We start from the raw sequence: 17,108 nt of genomic DNA on the forward strand, positions 1-17,108 counted from the left end.
TCCTACGACGGAGCCCGCGAGCCGCGCGACTCCTACCCCGGGCATTCCCCCGCGCCGCCAGTTGATGCACCGGCGGAATCCCGGAACATGGACAAACCCCGCTCGGCGCACACCCGAGCGGGCTTCATCGGCTCATACCTATTGAATCGACGGACGCGGCGACCCGGTTACGCCTCGGCTGCCCGACCACCCGAGCGCCGCCCCGACGGCGACCATGCCGACGCCGAGGGCGAAGTGCAGCCAGTTGTCGGCGGTGTTCACCGGGACGAAGTTCGCATCGCTGTGCTGGTCGATGACCAGCCCGTACAACCACAGCACCAGGTAGATGATGCCGCCGCCGAGCAGGAACGCCCGGGACGCGAGCGCTGTGCGCGATGCAAGCAAGCCGGCTACGCCGAACACAAGGTGGACGATGTTGTGCAGGATCGAGACGTTGAACAACCCGAGGAGTTGGGCGTCGGAGCTGTGTCCGGCCCATTCCATGCTGTCGTAATTCGTGGTGATGCCCGGTATGAAGCCGAGCACGCCGACCACCAGGAACACCGCGCCGACCGCCGCCGCCGCGATGCGCAGCGACGTCCAATGCGCGGCTGAGGTTTGCGCGTGATGCGCGGCCATGGTGACCGCCTCTCCCGAACCAGGCGTCCGAACAGGCGCCCGTTTCGTGCGACTGATTTCGATGACTGCCGGTTTGTGGCAGTCATCTGCGTCATACCCGTGCGCTGGGTGGACAAACGAATAAACCCGCAGGTCCAGCGCGCACACCTGCCCTACAGCCAAATGAGGCAGAAGGGATGTCCGACGGGATCGGCATAGACACGGAACTGCTTGTCGTCGTTTGCTTGCACCAAGCGCGCACCGAGTGCGAGCGCTTTCGGCTCGGCCGCTTCGATCTCGTCCACCAGCACATCGAAATGCACCTGCTGGGACGCTTCCGGATCCGGGAAACGCGGTGGTCGATACTGCGGCGCGTATTGGAATGCCAAGCGCCTGCCGCCGGGTTCTTCGATGACGACCCAGGTGTCATCCGGCGCATCGGTCGGTTCGGCGCCGAGCAGCCGGGCATAGAACTCGGCCAGCTTCGGCGGATTCGGGCAATCCAGCACGACAGTGCGCAGACTTCCGACGTTGCCTTCGGTCATCATTCGACCTCCTGTATGTCGCGGAAATGCTCATCGCGTACCCGCGCGCGGACACTCGAATCCGCCTGCAGTGGTATGGGCGGAATCTGCATTAGCGTCCCGTCGGGAGGTTTCAGTTGCCGAAACGCATAACGCTGCTCATCGTGCTGCTGTCCGGCGTCGCCGCCTGCACCAGTACACCCAGGTCCCATCTGCCCCTGCCCTACCACGGCGATGCCGACCAGGTCGTCACCGTCGTCGCCGAACACGCCGCCGATAGCACCGCGACACTGACTGCGTGGCAACGCATTTCAGGTGGCTGGCACGCCGCTATCGGTCCGCTGCGGGCCTATGTCGGGCGCGACGGCATCGGCCGTGCCAGCGAGGACTCGGCGCATACTCCAGCCGGTGTGTGGACGCTGAGCGAGGCGTTCGGGACCGCGCCGAACAACGGGACCCGCCTCCCCTATCGCCAGGTCGGCGCACAGGACTGGTGGGTCTCCGATACCGGCTCGCCGAGTTACAACCACTACGCGCAATGCACCACCGGCACTTGCGAATTCGATGAACATGCCAGCGAGAACCTGGGCCAGGCCGGTCCGGCGTACGAACATGCCGTGGTGATCGATTACAACCGTCAGCCCGTCGTCGCGGGCGCGGGTTCGGCCTTCTTCCTCCATGTCGAGACCGGACGCCCGACCGCCGGGTGCGTATCGGTCCCGGCTGCCGACCTCGAAGCCGTTATGCGATGGCTGGATCCGAGCGCACACCCGGTGATCAATATCGGCAGCAAGTGACTATCCGCAGATCTCCTCCACCGCACCGGCGAGCAGCGACAACCCGAGATCCAATTCGTCGTCGCTGATTGTCAACGGCGGCAACAGCTTTACCACCTCGTCGGCCGAACCGGAAGTCTCCACGAGCAGCCCGCGCTCGAAGGCGAGTCGGGACACCTTGCCCGCGTGCGACGCTTCCTCGAATACGATGCCGTGCACCAGTCCGCGCCCGCGCGTCGAGACACCGGGGAACGCCGCCGCGATTTCGGCGAGCGCGCGTGCCGTGCGCTCCCCTTTGGCCACCGTCGAAATCTCCAGCGCGCTATCGGACCAGTAGTGTTCGAGCGCAACCCGTGCGGTGACGAATGCCGCATTGTTGCCGCGGAAGGTGCCGTTGTGCTCACCGGGCGCCCACTGATCGAGTTCGGGCTTGAAAAGCACCAGTGCCATGGGCAACCCGTACCCACCGATGGATTTCGACAGCGTCACGATGTCGGGAGTGATGTCCGCGAACTCGAACGAGAAAAACCCACCGGTCCGTCCGCAACCCATCTGCACATCGTCGACGATCAGCAGAATTCCGCGCGCTCGGCACAATTCGGCCAGCTGCCGCAGCCATTGCGAGCGTGCGACATTCACCCCGCCCTCGCCCTGCACCGTCTCCACGATCACCGCGGCGGGCTTGTCCAGCCCCGAGGACGAGTCGTCCAGGGCCCGCCGCATCCAGCGCAGGTCATCGGCCGTATCGAGGAAGCCGTCGTAGGGCATGGGCATCGCATGTGGCAGTGGCACACCGGCAGCTGCGCGTTTGGCGGCATTGCCGGTCACCGATAACGCGCCGAGCGACATCCCATGGAAGGCGTTGGTGAAGTTGAGAACCGTCTGGCGTCCGGTCACCTTGCGCGCCAGCTTCAACGCGGCCTCGACCGCATTCGCGCCGGTCGGACCGGGAAACTGCACCTTGTAGTCCAGTCCGCGTGGCTCGAAGATCGTGTCGCGCAACGCCTCGAGCAGGCGTCGCTTGGCGACGGTCGACATGTCCAGGCTGTGCGTGATCCCGTCGCCGACGATGTAGTCCAGCAGCGCCCGCTTCAGCACCGGATTGTTGTGGCCGTAGTTGAGTGCGCCCGCGCCCGCGAAGAAGTCCAGGTAGTCCTTGCCGTTCTCGTCACGCAGCCAGGCCCCGCTGCCGGTGTCGAAGACGGTCGGCCAGGCCCGGCAGTACCCGCGCACATTCGACTCGAGCGTCTCGAAAACGGTCGACGCGGTGTTGTTTCGAGCGACCTGCGAGCGGTCGCTGGCGGCGACAGTCATTCGACGATCCTTCCTGTCGTGCGCGAGCGCCCACGGGGCAAATCTGAAGTGACTGTGTTTCTAACATTGGTGCAGCGGGTTTGTCGCACTTTTCCAAAAATCGCGCGCTTACCTACCGCGCGTCCCCCGACGCACCGTAGAGTCAACCGTTTGTGGAGGGCAACAGATTGCAGCTGACCTCACTTCGGACCGCGCGGCTGTACCTCTACCTCATCCGAGCCGGTTTCCGGCGCCAATCCCAGTACAAACTAGCGATGTTCGCCGGTCTGTTCACCAACTGCGTCTTCGGATTCGTGCGCGCGGCGGTGATGATGGCCGCGGTGCGCGCATCCGGCGGCTTCAGCGGTTACGACGCGGGATCGATCGGCGCCTACGTCTGGCTGTCCCAGGCCCTGCTCGGCGCGACCCAATTCATGGGACCACCACTGGAATTGGTGGATCGGGTCAAGAACGGCGACATCGCGATCGACTTCTTGCGTCCGGTCGATGTCCAATTCAGTTATCTCGCCATCGATCTCGGCCGCGCGTCGTGCACGATCCTGCCGCGCGGCGTGCCGAGCGTACTGGTCGGCGTGTTCACCTTCGGGCTCGTCATGCCCGGGACAGCAGGCCCCTACATACTCGGGCTGATCAGCGTGGTAATGGCCGTCTCGTTGTCATTTCTATGCCTTTTCGCCGTCGGATTGATCGGGTTCTGGGTAGTGGAAACCCGCGGGCTCCGAGTGCTATACCAGATTTGCGGCACGTTCCTGGCCGGGTTGTTCGTGCCGGTCCACATGTTCCCGGCATGGCTGCGCACCATCGCGCATGCCACCCCGTTCCCGTCGATCCTGCAGTCGCCGATCGACATCCTGTCGGGCCGGGTCGTGGGGGAGGATGCCGTGACGGTCGTTGCCGTACAAGTGTTCTGGGTGCTCGCGGTCGGCGCGGTGGGCCGGGTGATGCTGGCGGCCGGGCGCCGCAGGCTGGAGGTGCAGGGTGGCTGAGCCCCCGTATACGCCCGTACCGGCCGGTACCTGGCTCACTCCCTACGCGGCGGTGCTGCGGTCGCGGATGCGAGCCCAGCGCGCGTACCGATTGTCCTTCGCCAGTGAAGTATTCAGCGCGTTTTTGATCGGCATCGTCGAATTCGCCGAGGTGTGGGTCATCTACCACAATGTCCGGGTGCTCGGCGGGCTCGATCTGGACGGCGCACTGCTGCTGTTCGGCCTGAGCAATTCCGGATTCGCACTGGCCCAAGTGCTATTCGGGCACCTGGATTCACTGCCGACACTCATCCGCCTCGGCGTGCTCGACGCCTATCACCTGCGACCCCAGCCACTCCTGTTGCAGCTCATCACCAGTGACATCTCGCTGCGCCGATTCGCCCGCGCCTCGGTGGCGATCATCGTGCTCGGATTCGGCCTCGTTCGCAACGATCTCGCTTGGGTTCCGCAAACTCTCGCACTGCTGGTCATGAGCCTGCTCAGCGGCATCGCCCTGTTCGGCGGCGTGTTCGTCTGCGCCGCCGGCGCGCAGTTCTACCTGATCGACGGCGCGGAACTGACCAACAGCTTCACCTACGGCGGCTCCTTCGCCGCCATGCAACCGGCTTCGGTATTTCCGACATCGCTGAAGCTGGTATTCGGCTTCGCCATTCCGGTCGCCTTCACGGCGTATCTACCGACCATCGCACTGCTGCACCTACCCGGTCCACCGTTGCTGCCGTCCTGGCTGGCCTGGTGCGCACCGTTGGCGGCGCTGTGGGTGTGGCTGCTCGCGTTGGGTTTGTGGCGACTAGGCACTCGGCACTATCAGGGAGGCGGCGGATAAGCGTGGCGGACAGCGAGCTATCGGACTCGATCATCGAGATCGAGAACCTGACAAGGCAATTCACTCTGTATCGGAAGAACGGGCAGCGCTGGCGACGCAGCCGCGAAACGCTCACCGCGGTGGACCGGATGACGTTTCGCATCGAACGCGGTTCGGCGGTGGGCTATATCGGCGCGAACGGGGCGGGCAAGTCGACCACGATAAAAATGCTGACCGGCATCCTGGTCCCCACCTCGGGCACAGTGCGCACCTGCGGCCTGGATCCGGTGCGCCAGCGGCGCGAACTCGCCGCCCGGATCGGGGTGGTGTTCGGGCAGCGCTCCCAACTGTGGTGGGATCTGCCACTGCGCGAATCGTTTTCGATTCTAGCCGCGATCCACCGGCTGGAATCCGATGTCGCGCATAAACGTACCTACGAGTTGGTCGAACAACTGGAGATGGCCGAGACACTCGACACTCCGGTGCGCCAACTCTCGCTCGGCCAGCGCATGCGGGCCGAAGTCGCCGCGGCGCTGCTGCACTCCCCCGAATTGGTCATCCTGGACGAACCGACCATCGGTCTCGACGTGCTGTCGAAACAGCGACTACGTGAGTTCCTGCGCACCGAACGTACCGAGCGCGGCACCACGCTATTGCTGACCACGCACGATACGGGCGATATCGAACGGCTCTGTGACCGGGTGCTCGTCGTCGACCGCGGCAGTCTGGTGTACGACGGTTCACTGACCGGCCTGGCGGTGCGGGTGGGCGCGCGGCGGGTGCTGGTCGTCGATCTGGCCGAACCGACCCGCGATATCGATGATCTGCCGAGCGCCGAACTGTTGACCAGCGAGGGCGGGGGCATGCGCCAGCGACTGGCTTTCGACGCCGAATCCACAACCGCCGCACAGGTTCTCGCCGCCGTCTCCGATCGCGCCGAGGTGCGCGACCTGTCCATAGAGGAGCCGGACATCGAGGACGTGGTCCGGCGGATCTATGAATCCGCCTGGTGACCGACGCCGCGTGTCCGGCTCGGCGATTCGGTTGATATTCAGTTGTTCTCGGGTTCGCGAGGGCCCTGGTCGAGTCGGAACGGCGGGTATTCGTCACGCATCAGCGAGGCGTAGGCGCCCACCCGGATGGACCACCGGTGCAGGCCGAGCAGGAAATCGAACAAGGCCTTGGGATATACCGCCGTGCACAGCAGTGCTACCACCGCGACCAACACCAGCACATTGGCCAGCGTGAATCCGCCCCAGCCGTACTTGCCGCCCATACCCGCACTGAATATCGCACCGACGATCAGATAGTGCGGAATGGCCAGCAGCCACCATTTCACCAGCACCAAGCCACGACTCAGCTGCTCGGGATAGTCGATTTCCAGATCCGCCGGATAATCCGGATCCGACTGCAGACTGAACGGCGGATACCTATCTGTGCCGAGCACCGAGTAGGCGTAGAAGCCGACCCGCCATCCCCATCGCATGACGCCGACATTGAAGTCGAACAGTGCGCGCGGATAGTTACCGGTGATCAGAATCGCGAAGAATGCGACCACCGAGACGATCACGTACGCGATGTACAGGAATACCAGAATAATGACGTGTGGGATGGCCAGGATCCATTTGACCAGCCACATCCAGCGCGATAGCGCGGGATCGAGATCTCCTCGGACTCGAACCGGATCGGCCGCGACGGCGACGGTCTTTTCGGGCTCCATGATCGATGCTCCTTCCAGGTGCTTCGATGCCTCGGCAACGAGTGGAATGTCCCGATTGTCCCGTATCGCACATCTGGTCGGACCACGTTCCGATACCGACTCGCCAACGAAAAGGTGGCCGACGTCGTGGCGAATCGCGCAGTGCCGCAACGGCCCTGCCGCGGGCCTCAGCTCGGCGCCTGCCCCTGGGCCGAGTACAGACTGACCTCGCCCTCCTCACCGAGGAAGGCGTTCACCAGCATGATCTGCCCTGCCTCCAGCTCGTCCGGGTCGGGAGCGCTGGTGGTGATCGAGATCTGCGGAATCACCGCCCAGTTCACGACATAGCGTTCGGGCGGGCCGTCGTCGTCGGACAGTCGCGCGAGCCGAAACACCGACACCGTCTTGCGGAGGATGAGCGTGCGCACGACCTCGGCGATTCGCTCCGGATCCTCCAGCGCGAACATGAACCCGAACGTCAACTCGGGCGAAGACACATAGGCGGGCACAAACACCGAGGCTAGTCGATCGAACGGCGTCGTGCGCGCACCTCGCCGGAAGTGGTTGCTGCCCATGCGCTCAGCGATTTCACGAAGGTAGGAAAGTCCGCAGTTGTGTGACCGATCCGTAACGGATCATAACGATTTCCCGGCAGCTCATCTGTTTCTACACCATTCTATTGCGCCGATTCGGCTATCGCGCTTTCCTGAAAAGGTCCCGATTTTCTCGGGCCGTCTTCCTCATCGCATCGTCGCGGATTTCCCGGTTTCTTTGCCGTGCTGGTGGACTGTGTGGAGGCGATCCGGCTGCGGGGCTGCGCCGGAGCCGAGGGGTGCCCCTCCCCGAAATCCTCCTCGGCCCTGGCGCATCCAATACACACCCATCGCCACCGCAGGGGCGTGCACCATGCCTACCGAATATGCCGCAGGTCGTATCGAAGCCGACGAGCTGCCATCACCATCGGCGCTACTGCGTGCATTTCGCGAACCCGACGATCCGAATCGATATCGCCACCGTGTCCTGGCCGCGGGACGCGCACTGGTCGAATGTCATGAACGCAGGCGCAAGGCTCTGCAGGCTGCGCATGCGCCGGACACGCCGAGCGGCCGCGTAGCACAGTGCCTGCAACTCGTGGACGACCTCGATGCACACCGAACCGAACTGGTCGGCCATATCGATAATTGGGTAGCCGGCAATGTGGAACACCGCACCGGCGCCTCGCTGCACACCGAGACGCTGGGCGCAGTCATCGATCGAATGGCGGCGAAATGGGTTGCGGCACAATATGCATTGGGTATGTCGGCACCGATCGGACCACCGCATCCACTGCAACTGGACGATGACGCCCAGCTGCAGTGGAGCCGATTGGCCGAACTGGCCGACGGGTACAAGGACCTGATCACCGATGTGACAGAGCACCGGCGCAGGCTGCCGGTGTGGTGATCACCGGGGGTTTTCTGCCCCCGGCTCGACCACCCCCGGCTCGACCACCCCCGGCTCGACCACCTCTGCCTCGACGAACGGCGCGCTCGGCTCGACCTCCGCGTCATAGGACACGTCGGCCTCGTCGACGAGATCGTTCCCGTGTTGCGCCGCGGCATCCTTGCGCGCGGCGGCCGCGGCCTCGTTCATCTCGATCGCGTCGGTGATCCACTCACCGATCTCCCGGGTGACTTCCGCGACGGTGCCGGTGATGATGTTCGCAATATTTCCGACATGTCGTGCACCAGAGGAAGTCAATTCTTGAATTAGATCCTTGTTGCTTTCGAATTTCCCGATCATTCACACGCCCACTTCGGTTGTTTTCCGCTGTCGCATCACGATAACACCGGGCGTGGACTCCTTCCCGACCAAGAACGGCGGCAGTGCCAGCTTGAAAATCTTCAGCCAGACCGATCCGACTTGCTTACCGAGCGAACCGGTGTTGTACGGCAATCCATACTTCTCGCACAGTTCCCGAACCTCCGGCGCGATCTGCGGATAGCGATTCGCCGGCAGATCCGGGAATAGGTGGTGCTCGATCTGATGCGACAAATTCCCGGACATGATGTGGAACAGCTTGCTGCCGGTGATGTTGGCCGAGCCGAGCATCTGCCGGACGTACCACTCACCGCGAGTCTCTTCGGCGGTCTCGGCTTCGGTGAACGTCTGTACGCCCGTGGGAAAGTGGCCGCAGAAGATGATGGAGAAGGCCCAGAGGTTGCGCACCAGATTGGCTGCGGCATTTCCGGCGAGGGTACCGACGAACAGCGGACCGGTCAGCGCCGGGAACAAGAGGTAGTCCTTGAGCACCTGTCGACCGGCCTTGTGCCACTGGCCCTTCAGCAATCGCTTGATATCCGACCAGCTCTTCTTGCCCCGGATGATGTTCTCCACCTCCAGGTCATGGCCCATCACACCCCATTCGAACAGCACCATCAGCGCGAAGGCGTAGAGCGGCTGGCCGAGTCGCAGCGGATTCCACTGCTGCCCCTCGTCCATGCGCAGGACGCCGTAGCCGATGTCGCGATCCATGCCGTGGATATTGGTGAAGGTGTGGTGCATGTAGTTGTGCGAATGCTTCCACTGGTCCGCCGGGCAGACCGTATCCCATTCGAACTCACGGGAATTCAGGCCGCGCTCGCGCATCCAGTCGTACTGGCCGTGCATGACATTGTGGCCGATCTCCATATTGTCCAGGATCTTCGACACACTCAGCGCGGCCACCGCGGCCAGCCAGAACGGCGGCAGGAAACCGAGATACATCAGGCCGCGCCCGGCGATCTCGAAACCGCGCTGCGCCTTGATGATCGAGTAGATGTATTCGCGGTCGGCGTCGCCGAGATCGGCGACGACGCGGGCGCGCAGGTCGTCGAGGGCCCGGCCGAGTTCCTCGACCTGGTCCGGGCTCAGCACCAGCGGGCCGTCTTTCGTTTCGGTCAGAATCGTCATTGCTTCGGTCCCCTTGCTTTGTCAGATATCGATGTCGACGTCGCCGACGGGCGCGTTGATGCAGAGCTGGATGGGCTGGTCCGGATCGCTGTCGGTTTCGCCGGTGCGCACATTGCGGGTGCAGCCGCTGCGCCGAACCGCGGTGCAGGAGAAGCAGATACCCATCCGGCAGCCGTACTCCGGTGTCAAACCCGCGGCCTCGGCCTGCTCCAGCAGAACCGCGCCGTTGTTCTCGGCGCTGCGTCCGCTGGCCGAGAAGCTCACCGTGCCGACCGCCTCGTCGGCGTCGACGGGGGTGCTGGACAGGGTGAATTCCTCGGTGTGCAGCCGCGCGTCCAACTGCTCTGCCTCGAAGATCTTGCGCACCGCGTCCATCAGGCCCTTGGGCCCGCAGACGTAGGTCTCGCCGTCGGCGAACCATGGTGCGACGGATTCGAGTTGGTCATAGTCGAAATGGCCGGAGCCGTCGCCGGGATAGCGCAGTTCGATGCGGAAGTTCTGGTTCGCCTGTGCAATCGCCTCCAGCTCCGCCCGATGCGGCACCGTCTCCGACGATTTGGCGTAGTGCAGGAAGGCGAGTTCGCCCGGATAGCCCTCATCCGCCAGCGTGCGCAGCATGGACAGCACCGGGGTGATGCCGCTGCCGCCGCTGATCAGGAGCACCCGCTCGGGGCGCGGTTCGGGCAGTCGGAAGACACCGGCGGCCGGTTCCAGGCTGACCACCATGCCGGGTACGGCGTTGCGGTAGAGGTATTGCGATACCAGGCCACCCGGATGCGCCTTGACCGTCAGTTGCAGGTGCCGGTCGCGCCTACCCGCCGGATTGACCGGTGAATAGCACCTGGTGTGCCGGATGCCTTCGATGACGACGCCGATCTGCACGTATTGCCCCGCGACGTGGCCGCGCCACTGCCGGCTGGGACGCAGCGTCAGCGTCACCGAACCCGGCACCGATCGGCGGACGTGGGTGATCTCCGCCCGCAACTCCCGAACCGTCAGCGTGGGGCGGACGAGTTCCAGGTAGCGGTCGAGCGGGTGCGGTGTGGTCAGGGTTTGCACCAGGTCGATGAGTCCCACCATGCGGTTGCCTCTGCTTTCGGGCCGCGGCGTACTCCTGAACCCTCATCGGCGAAGATTTCAGTGCACGCCTGTACACTCAACAAGTGTGACCGATGGACCGGGTCCAGTGTCAACCAGGAACGGATGTGACCCGAACTACATCCTAGGAATAGGCGAATGGTGAACGGCTGTATGCTCACTGTGATGACCGAGACCGCAGCTACCCGGGGCGAGCGCAAGGAGCGCACCAGACAGGCCCTGCTCGACGGCACACTCGCGCTGGCCGCCGAACGTGGCTTCGGCGCGCTGAGCCTGCGCGAGATCGCCCGCTCCGCAGGCATTGTGCCGACCGCGTTCTACCGGCACTTCGCCTCACTCGACGATCTCGGGGCGGCACTGGTCGACGAGGGTATCCGGGCACTGCGCCTGGCCCTGCGGCAACTGCGTCGCACGCCCGATGCCCGACTGTCGGAGACCGTGCGGTTTGTCTTCGGTCAGGTCGCCACCAAGCGCGAACTCTTCGGCTTCATCACCCGCGAACGCCGCGGCGGCTCGGCCGCCCTGCAACAGGCCATCGCACTCGAACTGCAATTGATCGTGCGCGAACTGGTCGTCGACCTGTCGCGCATTCCGGACCTGGACTCCTGGTCCCCCGACGATCTCGAATTGGCCGCCGACCTGATCGTCTCCACAGTCGCCGACTGCATTGCCGACTACGTCGCGGCCACCCCGCGCGACCAAGCCTCGATCATCGACCGCACCATCCGCCAGGTCCGTCTCATCGCACTCGGCATGGCCGCCTGGCGGCCCGCCAAGGAGCGCTAGGCAATCGATCTCGCCCTACGCGGCGGGCTCAACCGCGGGATCGGGCTTACGGACCGGCAGCAAGGCCGCCAAACCGATGGCGAGGACTACCAGAATGCCGACAATGCCCGCCCGGTCGGCGTCGAAAGCCCAGACGAAGAAGCCGAAAAGTGCTGGAGCCAGGAAGGATACGGCGCGACCTGTGGTGGTGTAGAGGCCGAACATCTGGCCCTCGCGGCCGGGTGGGGCCAGGCGGGTGAGGAAGGAGCGGGCGGCGGATTGGGCGGGGCCGACGAAGATGGTGAGCAGTAGACCGAAGACCCAGAACATGGCCGGTCCGGACACGATCAACAGCGCGGTGCCACAGATCACCATGGCGATCAACGAGACCACGATCACGATCTTCGGGCCGACGCGGTCGTCGAAACGACCGGCGGTGACCGCGCCGAGTGCCGCAACCACATTCGCGGCAATGCCGAACAGCAGCACATCGGAGTCGGCGATGCCGTAGACCCGCACGGCCAGGATCGCACCGAAGGTGAACACACCGGCCAGACCATCGCGGAAGATCGCGCTGGCGATCAGGAAGCCGACGGTGCGTCGATCCACCGCCCACAGCTCGCGCAGATCCCGCCACAGCACCCGGTACGAGCCGAACAACCCGGCCTTCGCCGCGCCGGGATCGGCATCGGTGGGCGGTAATTCGGGTACGGCGAACAGCACCGGCAACGCGAAGGCGGCGAACCAGACCGCGGCCAGCATCGCGACCAATCGGATATTCGTACCGTCATCGACGGGCACACCAAGTAGACCGCGGTTGTCACCGTGGCCGGAGATGAAGCCGAAGTAGCTGATCAGCAGGATGAAGATGCCACCGAAATAGCCCATGGCCCAACCGAATCCGGAGACCCGGCCGACATCGGCCGGGGTGGAGACCTGGCGCAGCATGGCGTTGTAGGGTACGCCTGCCAATTCGAAGAATGCGGAACCGAAGCCGAGCAGGACCAGGCCGAACCAGAAGTCGTGGTAGTCGTCGTGGACGAAGAACATCAGCGCCATCGTCAGGATGGTCAGTGCGGTCAAAACGCCAAGTGAGCGTTTGCGTTTCGCACTCGCATCGAAGCGCTGGCCGCTGATCGGCGCAGTGAGTGCGACCACGAAACCCGCGATGCCGAGAGCCCAGCCGAGCCACGCGCTCGGTTCCACCCCGCCTGGCAGATCGTCGCCGACCTTATCGGTGAGGTACACCGAGAATACGAAAGTCAGGATCACGGCATTGAATGCCGAGGACCCCCAGTCCCACAACCCCCACGCAACCACCTGCCCGCGTCCGGCGGCCTGCCCGACAGTCGCCCGCGCATCAACCTCCGGTTCATCCGTCACCCGGCCACCACCCTCATCGAATCCGCTGCGCGATGCGGCGCTCATGGGCGCAGCCTAGTGCGGATTTCATCGTCGGGCGGGCCAACACTCGATATCGTCCCCGCTATGCACTCAGTTGCATAGTACCGGATGTAACGATAACCTGGCGTCATGGCACTCGAACATGCGCTGCTGGTATCGCTGACCGAGCGCGCCGGTTCGGGTTATGAGTTGGCACGCCGCTTCGACAAGTCCATCGGCTTCTTCTGGCGCGCCACCCATCAGCAGATCTATCGCGTACTCAAGCGGATGGAGGAATCCGGCTGGCTCACCAGCGAGGCAGTGACGCAGGAGGGCAGGCCGGATAAGAAGGTCTATTCGGTGAACGAGGCGGGCCGGGCCGAGCTGGCGCGCTGGATCGCCGCACCGTCCGATACCTCGATACCGCGCAATGAGCTCGGCGTGAAGATTCGCGCCGCCGCACACGGCGATATAGGCGCGCTCTGCGATGAGGTCGTCCGCCATCGCGAGCAGCACAATCAGCGCCTCGAACTGTTCGAACTCATCGAGAAACGCGACTTCCCCGCTCCGGATCAGCTCTCCGGCACCCCGCTGCACCAGTACCTCGTGCTGCGCGCGGGCATCCGCGTGGAGTCCGGCTTCGTCGAATGGTGCGACGAAGTACTGCAAGCCCTGCGACCGCGTGCAACGGCCCCGCACGCGGACCCGAAGAAAGGTGAGACTCAGCGATGAGTTCGTTCCCCCATCTTTTCGAGCCCCTCGATCTCGGCCACACCACGCTGCGCAATCGCGTGATCATGGGGTCGATGCATACCGGCCTGGAGGATCGCGCCTGGGATACCAACCGGCTCGCCGCCTATTTCGCCGAGCGCGCCCGCGGCGGTGTCGGTCTCATCATTACCGGCGGCTACGCTCCCAACCGCACCGGCTGGCTGCTGCCGTTCGGCGCCAAACTCACCAATAGATCCGAGGCCTACCGGCACCGGGTGATCACCAAGGCCGTGCACGAAGCGGGCGGCAAGATCGCCATCCAGATCCTGCACGCGGGCCGCTATTCCTATATGCCGGGCAGTGTTTCGGCATCCTCGATCAAGGCTCCGATCAATCCGTTCCGGCCGCGCAAGCTCTCCGCGCGCGGGGTCGAGCAGACCATCGACGACTACGCCCGCTGTGCGAAGCTGGCCCAGTTCGCGGGCTACGACGGTTGCGAAATCATGGGTGGTGAAGGCTATTTCATCAACCAGTTCCTCGCGCCACGCACGAACAGGCGCACCGACAAGTGGGGCGGTTCGCCGGAGAACCGGCGCAGGCTCGCGGTGGAGATCGTGCGCCGCACCCGCGCGGCGGTCGGGCCCGACTTCATCATCGTATTCCGTTTGTCCATGGCCGAATTGGTCGAGAACGGACAGACTTTCGACGAAATAGTCGCGCTGGCAAAGGAACTCGAAGCTGCGGGCGCAAGCATTCTGAATACCGATATCGGCTGGCACGAGGCGCGTGTGCCGACCATCGTCACCTCGGTGCCACGGGCGGCCTTCGTCGAATTCACCGCGAAGATCACCGAGCAGGTGAACATTCCGGTGTGCGCGTCCAATCGGATCAATATGCCCGAGATCGCCGAGGAGATCCTCACTCGCGGTGACGCGCAACTGGTTTCGCTGGCACGGCCGTTCCTCACCGATCCAGAATGGGTGAACAAGGCTGCCGCCGACCGGGTCGACGAGATCAACACATGCATCGCCTGCAACCAAGCCTGCCTGGACCACGCGTTCCAGCACAAGACCGTGTCTTGCCTGCTGAACCCGCGGGCCGGTCACGAAACCGAGCTGAAGCTGCTTCCGACTCGGCGCACCAAGCTCGTCGCGGTCGTCGGCGCAGGCCCGGCCGGACTGTCGGCGGCGGTCAATCTCGCCGAACGCGGGCACCGGGTGGACCTTTTCGAGGCCGACGACAAGATCGGCGGGCAGTTCGATATCGCCCGCCGCATTCCGGGTAAGGAAGAGTTCAACGAGTCGATCCGCTACTACACCAGGATGCTGGAGGTCACCGGTGTGACCGTGCACCTGAACAAGCGTGTTACCGCGGCGGAACTGCTCGAGGCCCGCTACGACGAGATCGTGCTTGCCACCGGTGTGCGCCCACGCATTCCGAATATCCCCGGCATCGACCACCCGATGGTGCTGTCCTATGCCGAACTGGTCCGGGAGGAGCGGCCCGTCGGCAAGCGCGTCGCCGTCATCGGTGCGGGCGGCATCGGCTACGACGTGAGCGAATTCCTCACCGTCGAAGGACATCCCACCCTCAAACTCGACGAGTGGAAGGAAGAGTGGGGCGTCGACTCCGCCGACGAACAGGCCCGCGGCCAGCTCACCGAGCCCAGGCCCGCTTCCGCCGCCCGCGAAGTCGTTCTGCTGCAACGCAAGTCGACCCCGTTCGGTAAGGATCTCGGCAAGACATCCGGCTGGGTGCACCGCGCGGCGCTGAAGGCGAAAGGCGTCGAGCACGTCGGCGGCGTCAACTACGAACGTATCGACGACAACGGCCTGCACATCAGTTTCGGCGAGAAACGCCAACGCCCTCAACTGATCCCGGTCGACAACGTCATCATCTGCGCAGGCCAGGAATCCGTCCGCGAACTCGAAGAGCCCCTGCGCGCCGCCGGCGCCGACATCCACCTGATCGGCGGCGCCGACCTGGCCGCCGAACTCGACGCCGAACGCGCCATCGACCAAGGTACCCGCCTCGCCGCCCGCCTATAGCGACTCCGCACGCCGCACCGCGCCCGAAGCCGCGCTCCCCCGCCCCAAGTCCGCCCCCTTCGGTGCGGTCCTGAATCGTTGATCACCATGTGTTGGTGGCGGCAAATATCGAGAACACCTCTCCAAGGTCGCATTCTCGATCGAATCGGCTGGGGGATGTCATCGGTGTTGGGGCGGATGGGTCGCCTAGGCTTCAGTCGTGAGTTTGCCCTCTGCTACGTCTGAGAATCGTGCGGTTGTTACTGGTGCCTCTTCTGGTATCGGGACGGCGCTTGCTGCTGAGCTTGCCGCTCGCGGGTATTCGTTGATCCTGGTTGCGCGGCGCGGGGAGGTGTTGACCGAGCTTGCGCAGCGGTTGACGTTGGCGCACGGAATTACCGCGGAGGTGCGGGCAGTCGACCTGGCCGATCGGACGGCGCGGGCGGCGCTGGTCGAGGAGTTGGCGGCCCGCGATATCTCGATCCTGTGCAACAACGCGGGTATCGCGACCTTCGGTGCGGTCGCCGAATTGGATCCGGCGTATGAGCGGGACCAGATGGAGCTCAATGCCGTTGCGGTGCACGATCTCACCTTGGCCGTGCTGCCCGGCATGATCGCCAGGGGTGGTGGCGGCATCCTGATCAGCGGTTCGGCGGCGGGCAATATGCCGATTCCGAACAATGCCACCTATGCGGCGAGCAAGGCGTTCGCCAATACCTTCTCCGAATCGCTGCGCGGCGAATTGAAGGGCTCCGGCGTGCACGTCACCCTGCTCGCTCCGGGTCCGGTCCGCACCGAAACCCCCGATCCGGCCGCGGCCTCCATCGTCGACCGCATGGTGCCCGACTTCATGTGGGTCACCTCCGAATACACGGCCAAGATCTCCATCGACGCCCTGGCCCGCAACAAGATGCGCGTGGTCCCCGGCCTGATCAGCAAGGGCATGAGCGTCGCAGGCCAATACGGCCCCCGCGCCCTCACCGCCCCGGTCGCCGGTGCGTTCTACAAGAAGCTCGGCGGCTGAGCAGCAGGTCCGCCGTCATCGGCCCAGCTCAGCGCGAGCGCGGGCCGCAGCGGGGTGCCGATGTCAGATAGAGCTGACCACCGATCTGAATCTCGCCGCACTCGTGCGCCACGCCGATCCGGAATCCGTCCACAACACCACGATGCGGACGGCAAAACCGTTGCCGCACTGGGAAACCGGGCCCGTCACGCTGATGGGCGACGCGATCCACACCATGATCCCCGCCGGGAGCAGCGCGGGGACAGCTCTGCGCGACGCCGCCCTGCTCTGCCGCCGCATTACCGCGCGGACCGGTTCACTGCGCGACGCGGTCCACGCCTACGAAACCGAAATGCTCGACTACGGTTTCGCCATGGTGGAGCGCTCGCTGCGCAGCGCTAGCTGATCCCTATTTCGGCCCATTTCGAAGGTCCACCCTCGCCTTGATCCGCAGACCAGCACCGCCGGCCCTACTCGGGATCGGTGCTC

19 protein-coding genes are annotated in these 17,108 nt (G+C 64.5%); 10 read left to right on the forward strand and 9 right to left on the reverse strand.

All coding sequences use genetic code 11. The annotated features are described in order from the left end of the window. Positions 1 to 138: 138 nt before the first annotated feature. Positions 139 to 618, reverse strand: a complete 480-nt coding sequence (locus ACQPXH_RS26235; RefSeq protein ID WP_433599148.1) for a DUF4383 domain-containing protein — start codon at positions 616 to 618, stop codon at positions 139 to 141. A 152-nt stretch (positions 619 to 770) separates the two neighbouring features. Then, the gene (locus tag ACQPXH_RS26240; RefSeq protein ID WP_433599149.1) at positions 771 to 1,142 is read right to left on the reverse strand and encodes a VOC family protein; all 372 of its coding nucleotides are present in this window, start codon (positions 1,140 to 1,142) and stop codon (positions 771 to 773) included. A gap of 116 nt (positions 1,143 to 1,258) precedes the next feature. Here ACQPXH_RS26240 and ACQPXH_RS26245 point away from each other — a divergent pair, with 116 nt between their 5' ends. Further along, the gene (locus ACQPXH_RS26245) at positions 1,259 to 1,918 is read left to right on the forward strand and encodes a L,D-transpeptidase family protein (RefSeq protein ID WP_433599150.1); all 660 of its coding nucleotides are present in this window, start codon (positions 1,259 to 1,261) and stop codon (positions 1,916 to 1,918) included. On the opposite strand, the gene ectB is transcribed toward ACQPXH_RS26245, so the two are convergent. Continuing rightward, on the reverse strand, positions 1,919 to 3,211 hold the full coding sequence (gene ectB, locus ACQPXH_RS26250) for a diaminobutyrate--2-oxoglutarate transaminase (RefSeq protein ID WP_433599151.1): 1,293 nt from the start codon (positions 3,209 to 3,211) through the stop codon (positions 1,919 to 1,921). A gap of 152 nt (positions 3,212 to 3,363) precedes the next feature. On the opposite strand from ectB, the gene ACQPXH_RS26255 reads away from it, so the two are divergent. From ACQPXH_RS26255 to ACQPXH_RS26265, 3 genes are all read left to right on the forward strand, one after another. Then, positions 3,364 to 4,197: an ABC transporter permease gene (locus ACQPXH_RS26255; protein WP_433599152.1), complete on the forward strand. Its 834-nt coding sequence runs from the start codon at positions 3,364 to 3,366 to the stop codon at positions 4,195 to 4,197. Continuing rightward, on the forward strand, positions 4,190 to 5,023 hold the full coding sequence (locus ACQPXH_RS26260) for an ABC transporter permease (RefSeq protein WP_433599153.1): 834 nt from the start codon (positions 4,190 to 4,192) through the stop codon (positions 5,021 to 5,023). The genes ACQPXH_RS26255 and ACQPXH_RS26260 overlap by 8 nt, the downstream gene beginning before the upstream one ends. Before the next feature lie 128 nt (positions 5,024 to 5,151). After that, positions 5,152 to 6,015, forward strand: a complete 864-nt coding sequence (locus tag ACQPXH_RS26265; protein WP_433603586.1) for an ABC transporter ATP-binding protein — start codon at positions 5,152 to 5,154, stop codon at positions 6,013 to 6,015. A 38-nt stretch (positions 6,016 to 6,053) separates the two neighbouring features. On the opposite strand, the gene ACQPXH_RS26270 is transcribed toward ACQPXH_RS26265, so the two are convergent. Further along, positions 6,054 to 6,722, reverse strand: a complete 669-nt coding sequence (locus ACQPXH_RS26270) for a DUF4389 domain-containing protein (RefSeq protein ID WP_433599154.1) — start codon at positions 6,720 to 6,722, stop codon at positions 6,054 to 6,056. A gap of 167 nt (positions 6,723 to 6,889) precedes the next feature. Further along, a complete protein-coding gene (locus ACQPXH_RS26275; RefSeq protein WP_397046142.1) occupies positions 6,890 to 7,168 on the reverse strand; it encodes a hypothetical protein in 279 nt (92 codons plus the stop codon). Between the two features lie 439 nt (positions 7,169 to 7,607). On the opposite strand from ACQPXH_RS26275, the gene ACQPXH_RS26280 reads away from it, so the two are divergent. Continuing rightward, a complete protein-coding gene (locus tag ACQPXH_RS26280) occupies positions 7,608 to 8,144 on the forward strand; it encodes a DUF4254 domain-containing protein (RefSeq protein WP_433599155.1) in 537 nt (178 codons plus the stop codon). Here ACQPXH_RS26280 and ACQPXH_RS26285 read toward each other — a convergent pair whose 3' ends face one another. The 3 genes from ACQPXH_RS26285 to ACQPXH_RS26295 are packed head-to-tail and all read right to left on the reverse strand — an operon-like array spanning position 8,145 to position 10,712. Beyond that, the gene (locus tag ACQPXH_RS26285) at positions 8,145 to 8,441 is read right to left on the reverse strand and encodes a hypothetical protein (protein ID WP_433599156.1); all 297 of its coding nucleotides are present in this window, start codon (positions 8,439 to 8,441) and stop codon (positions 8,145 to 8,147) included. A gap of 42 nt (positions 8,442 to 8,483) precedes the next feature. Then, positions 8,484 to 9,632, reverse strand: coding sequence for a fatty acid desaturase family protein (locus ACQPXH_RS26290; RefSeq protein WP_433599157.1), 1,149 nt, complete (start codon positions 9,630 to 9,632; stop codon positions 8,484 to 8,486). 21 nt (positions 9,633 to 9,653) lie between these two features. Then, the gene (locus ACQPXH_RS26295) at positions 9,654 to 10,712 is read right to left on the reverse strand and encodes a ferredoxin reductase (RefSeq protein ID WP_433599158.1); all 1,059 of its coding nucleotides are present in this window, start codon (positions 10,710 to 10,712) and stop codon (positions 9,654 to 9,656) included. 183 nt (positions 10,713 to 10,895) lie between these two features. On the opposite strand from ACQPXH_RS26295, the gene ACQPXH_RS26300 reads away from it, so the two are divergent. Then, complete coding sequence (locus tag ACQPXH_RS26300; protein WP_433599159.1) at positions 10,896 to 11,516, forward strand: TetR family transcriptional regulator; 621 nt, start codon at positions 10,896 to 10,898, stop codon at positions 11,514 to 11,516. A 15-nt stretch (positions 11,517 to 11,531) separates the two neighbouring features. Here the strand turns inward: ACQPXH_RS26300 and ACQPXH_RS26305 are convergent, their stop codons facing one another. Continuing rightward, complete coding sequence (locus ACQPXH_RS26305) at positions 11,532 to 12,923, reverse strand: MFS transporter (RefSeq protein WP_433599160.1); 1,392 nt, start codon at positions 12,921 to 12,923, stop codon at positions 11,532 to 11,534. Positions 12,924 to 13,028: 105 nt separating this feature from the next. Between ACQPXH_RS26305 and ACQPXH_RS26310 the strand changes: the two genes are divergently transcribed. The 4 genes from ACQPXH_RS26310 (at position 13,029) to ACQPXH_RS26325 (ending at position 17,025) form a co-directional block, all read left to right on the forward strand. After that, positions 13,029 to 13,610: a PadR family transcriptional regulator gene (locus tag ACQPXH_RS26310; protein WP_433599161.1), complete on the forward strand. Its 582-nt coding sequence runs from the start codon at positions 13,029 to 13,031 to the stop codon at positions 13,608 to 13,610. Then, positions 13,607 to 15,637, forward strand: a complete 2,031-nt coding sequence (locus tag ACQPXH_RS26315; RefSeq protein ID WP_433599162.1) for an FAD-dependent oxidoreductase — start codon at positions 13,607 to 13,609, stop codon at positions 15,635 to 15,637. Before ACQPXH_RS26310 ends, ACQPXH_RS26315 begins: the two co-directional genes overlap by 4 nt. Positions 15,638 to 15,836: 199 nt before the next feature. Next, complete coding sequence (gene cmrA / locus ACQPXH_RS26320) at positions 15,837 to 16,640, forward strand: mycolate reductase (protein WP_433599163.1); 804 nt, start codon at positions 15,837 to 15,839, stop codon at positions 16,638 to 16,640. Next, the gene (locus ACQPXH_RS26325) at positions 16,612 to 17,025 is read left to right on the forward strand and encodes an FAD-dependent monooxygenase (RefSeq protein WP_433599164.1); all 414 of its coding nucleotides are present in this window, start codon (positions 16,612 to 16,614) and stop codon (positions 17,023 to 17,025) included. The genes cmrA and ACQPXH_RS26325 overlap by 29 nt, the downstream gene beginning before the upstream one ends. Positions 17,026 to 17,108: the final 83 nt, after the last annotated feature.

Origin of the sequence: Nocardia sp. CA-135953 (genome assembly GCF_050955735.1) — a bacterium.
GTDB lineage: Bacteria > Actinomycetota > Actinomycetes > Mycobacteriales > Mycobacteriaceae > Nocardia.

Excerpts from the sequence above, each read along its gene's own strand:
- ACQPXH_RS26235 (WP_433599148.1), bottom strand. The coding sequence starts at position 618 with ATGGCCGCGCATCACGCGCAAACCTCAGCCGCGCATTGGACGTCGCTG.
- ACQPXH_RS26240 (WP_433599149.1), bottom strand. The coding sequence starts at position 1,142 with ATGACCGAAGGCAACGTCGGAAGTCTGCGCACTGTCGTGCTGGATTGC.
- ectB (WP_433599151.1), bottom strand. The coding sequence starts at position 3,211 with ATGACTGTCGCCGCCAGCGACCGCTCGCAGGTCGCTCGAAACAACACC.
- ACQPXH_RS26265 (WP_433603586.1), top strand. The coding sequence starts at position 5,152 with ATGACGTTTCGCATCGAACGCGGTTCGGCGGTGGGCTATATCGGCGCG.
- ACQPXH_RS26270 (WP_433599154.1), bottom strand. The coding sequence starts at position 6,722 with ATGGAGCCCGAAAAGACCGTCGCCGTCGCGGCCGATCCGGTTCGAGTC.
- ACQPXH_RS26275 (WP_397046142.1), bottom strand. The coding sequence starts at position 7,168 with ATGTTCGCGCTGGAGGATCCGGAGCGAATCGCCGAGGTCGTGCGCACG.
- ACQPXH_RS26280 (WP_433599155.1), top strand. The coding sequence starts at position 7,608 with ATGCCTACCGAATATGCCGCAGGTCGTATCGAAGCCGACGAGCTGCCA.
- ACQPXH_RS26290 (WP_433599157.1), bottom strand. The coding sequence starts at position 9,632 with ATGACGATTCTGACCGAAACGAAAGACGGCCCGCTGGTGCTGAGCCCG.
- ACQPXH_RS26295 (WP_433599158.1), bottom strand. The coding sequence starts at position 10,712 with ATGGTGGGACTCATCGACCTGGTGCAAACCCTGACCACACCGCACCCG.
- ACQPXH_RS26300 (WP_433599159.1), top strand. The coding sequence starts at position 10,896 with ATGACCGAGACCGCAGCTACCCGGGGCGAGCGCAAGGAGCGCACCAGA.
- ACQPXH_RS26305 (WP_433599160.1), bottom strand. The coding sequence starts at position 12,923 with ATGAGCGCCGCATCGCGCAGCGGATTCGATGAGGGTGGTGGCCGGGTG.
- ACQPXH_RS26310 (WP_433599161.1), top strand. The coding sequence starts at position 13,029 with ATGGCACTCGAACATGCGCTGCTGGTATCGCTGACCGAGCGCGCCGGT.
- ACQPXH_RS26315 (WP_433599162.1), top strand. The coding sequence starts at position 13,607 with ATGAGTTCGTTCCCCCATCTTTTCGAGCCCCTCGATCTCGGCCACACC.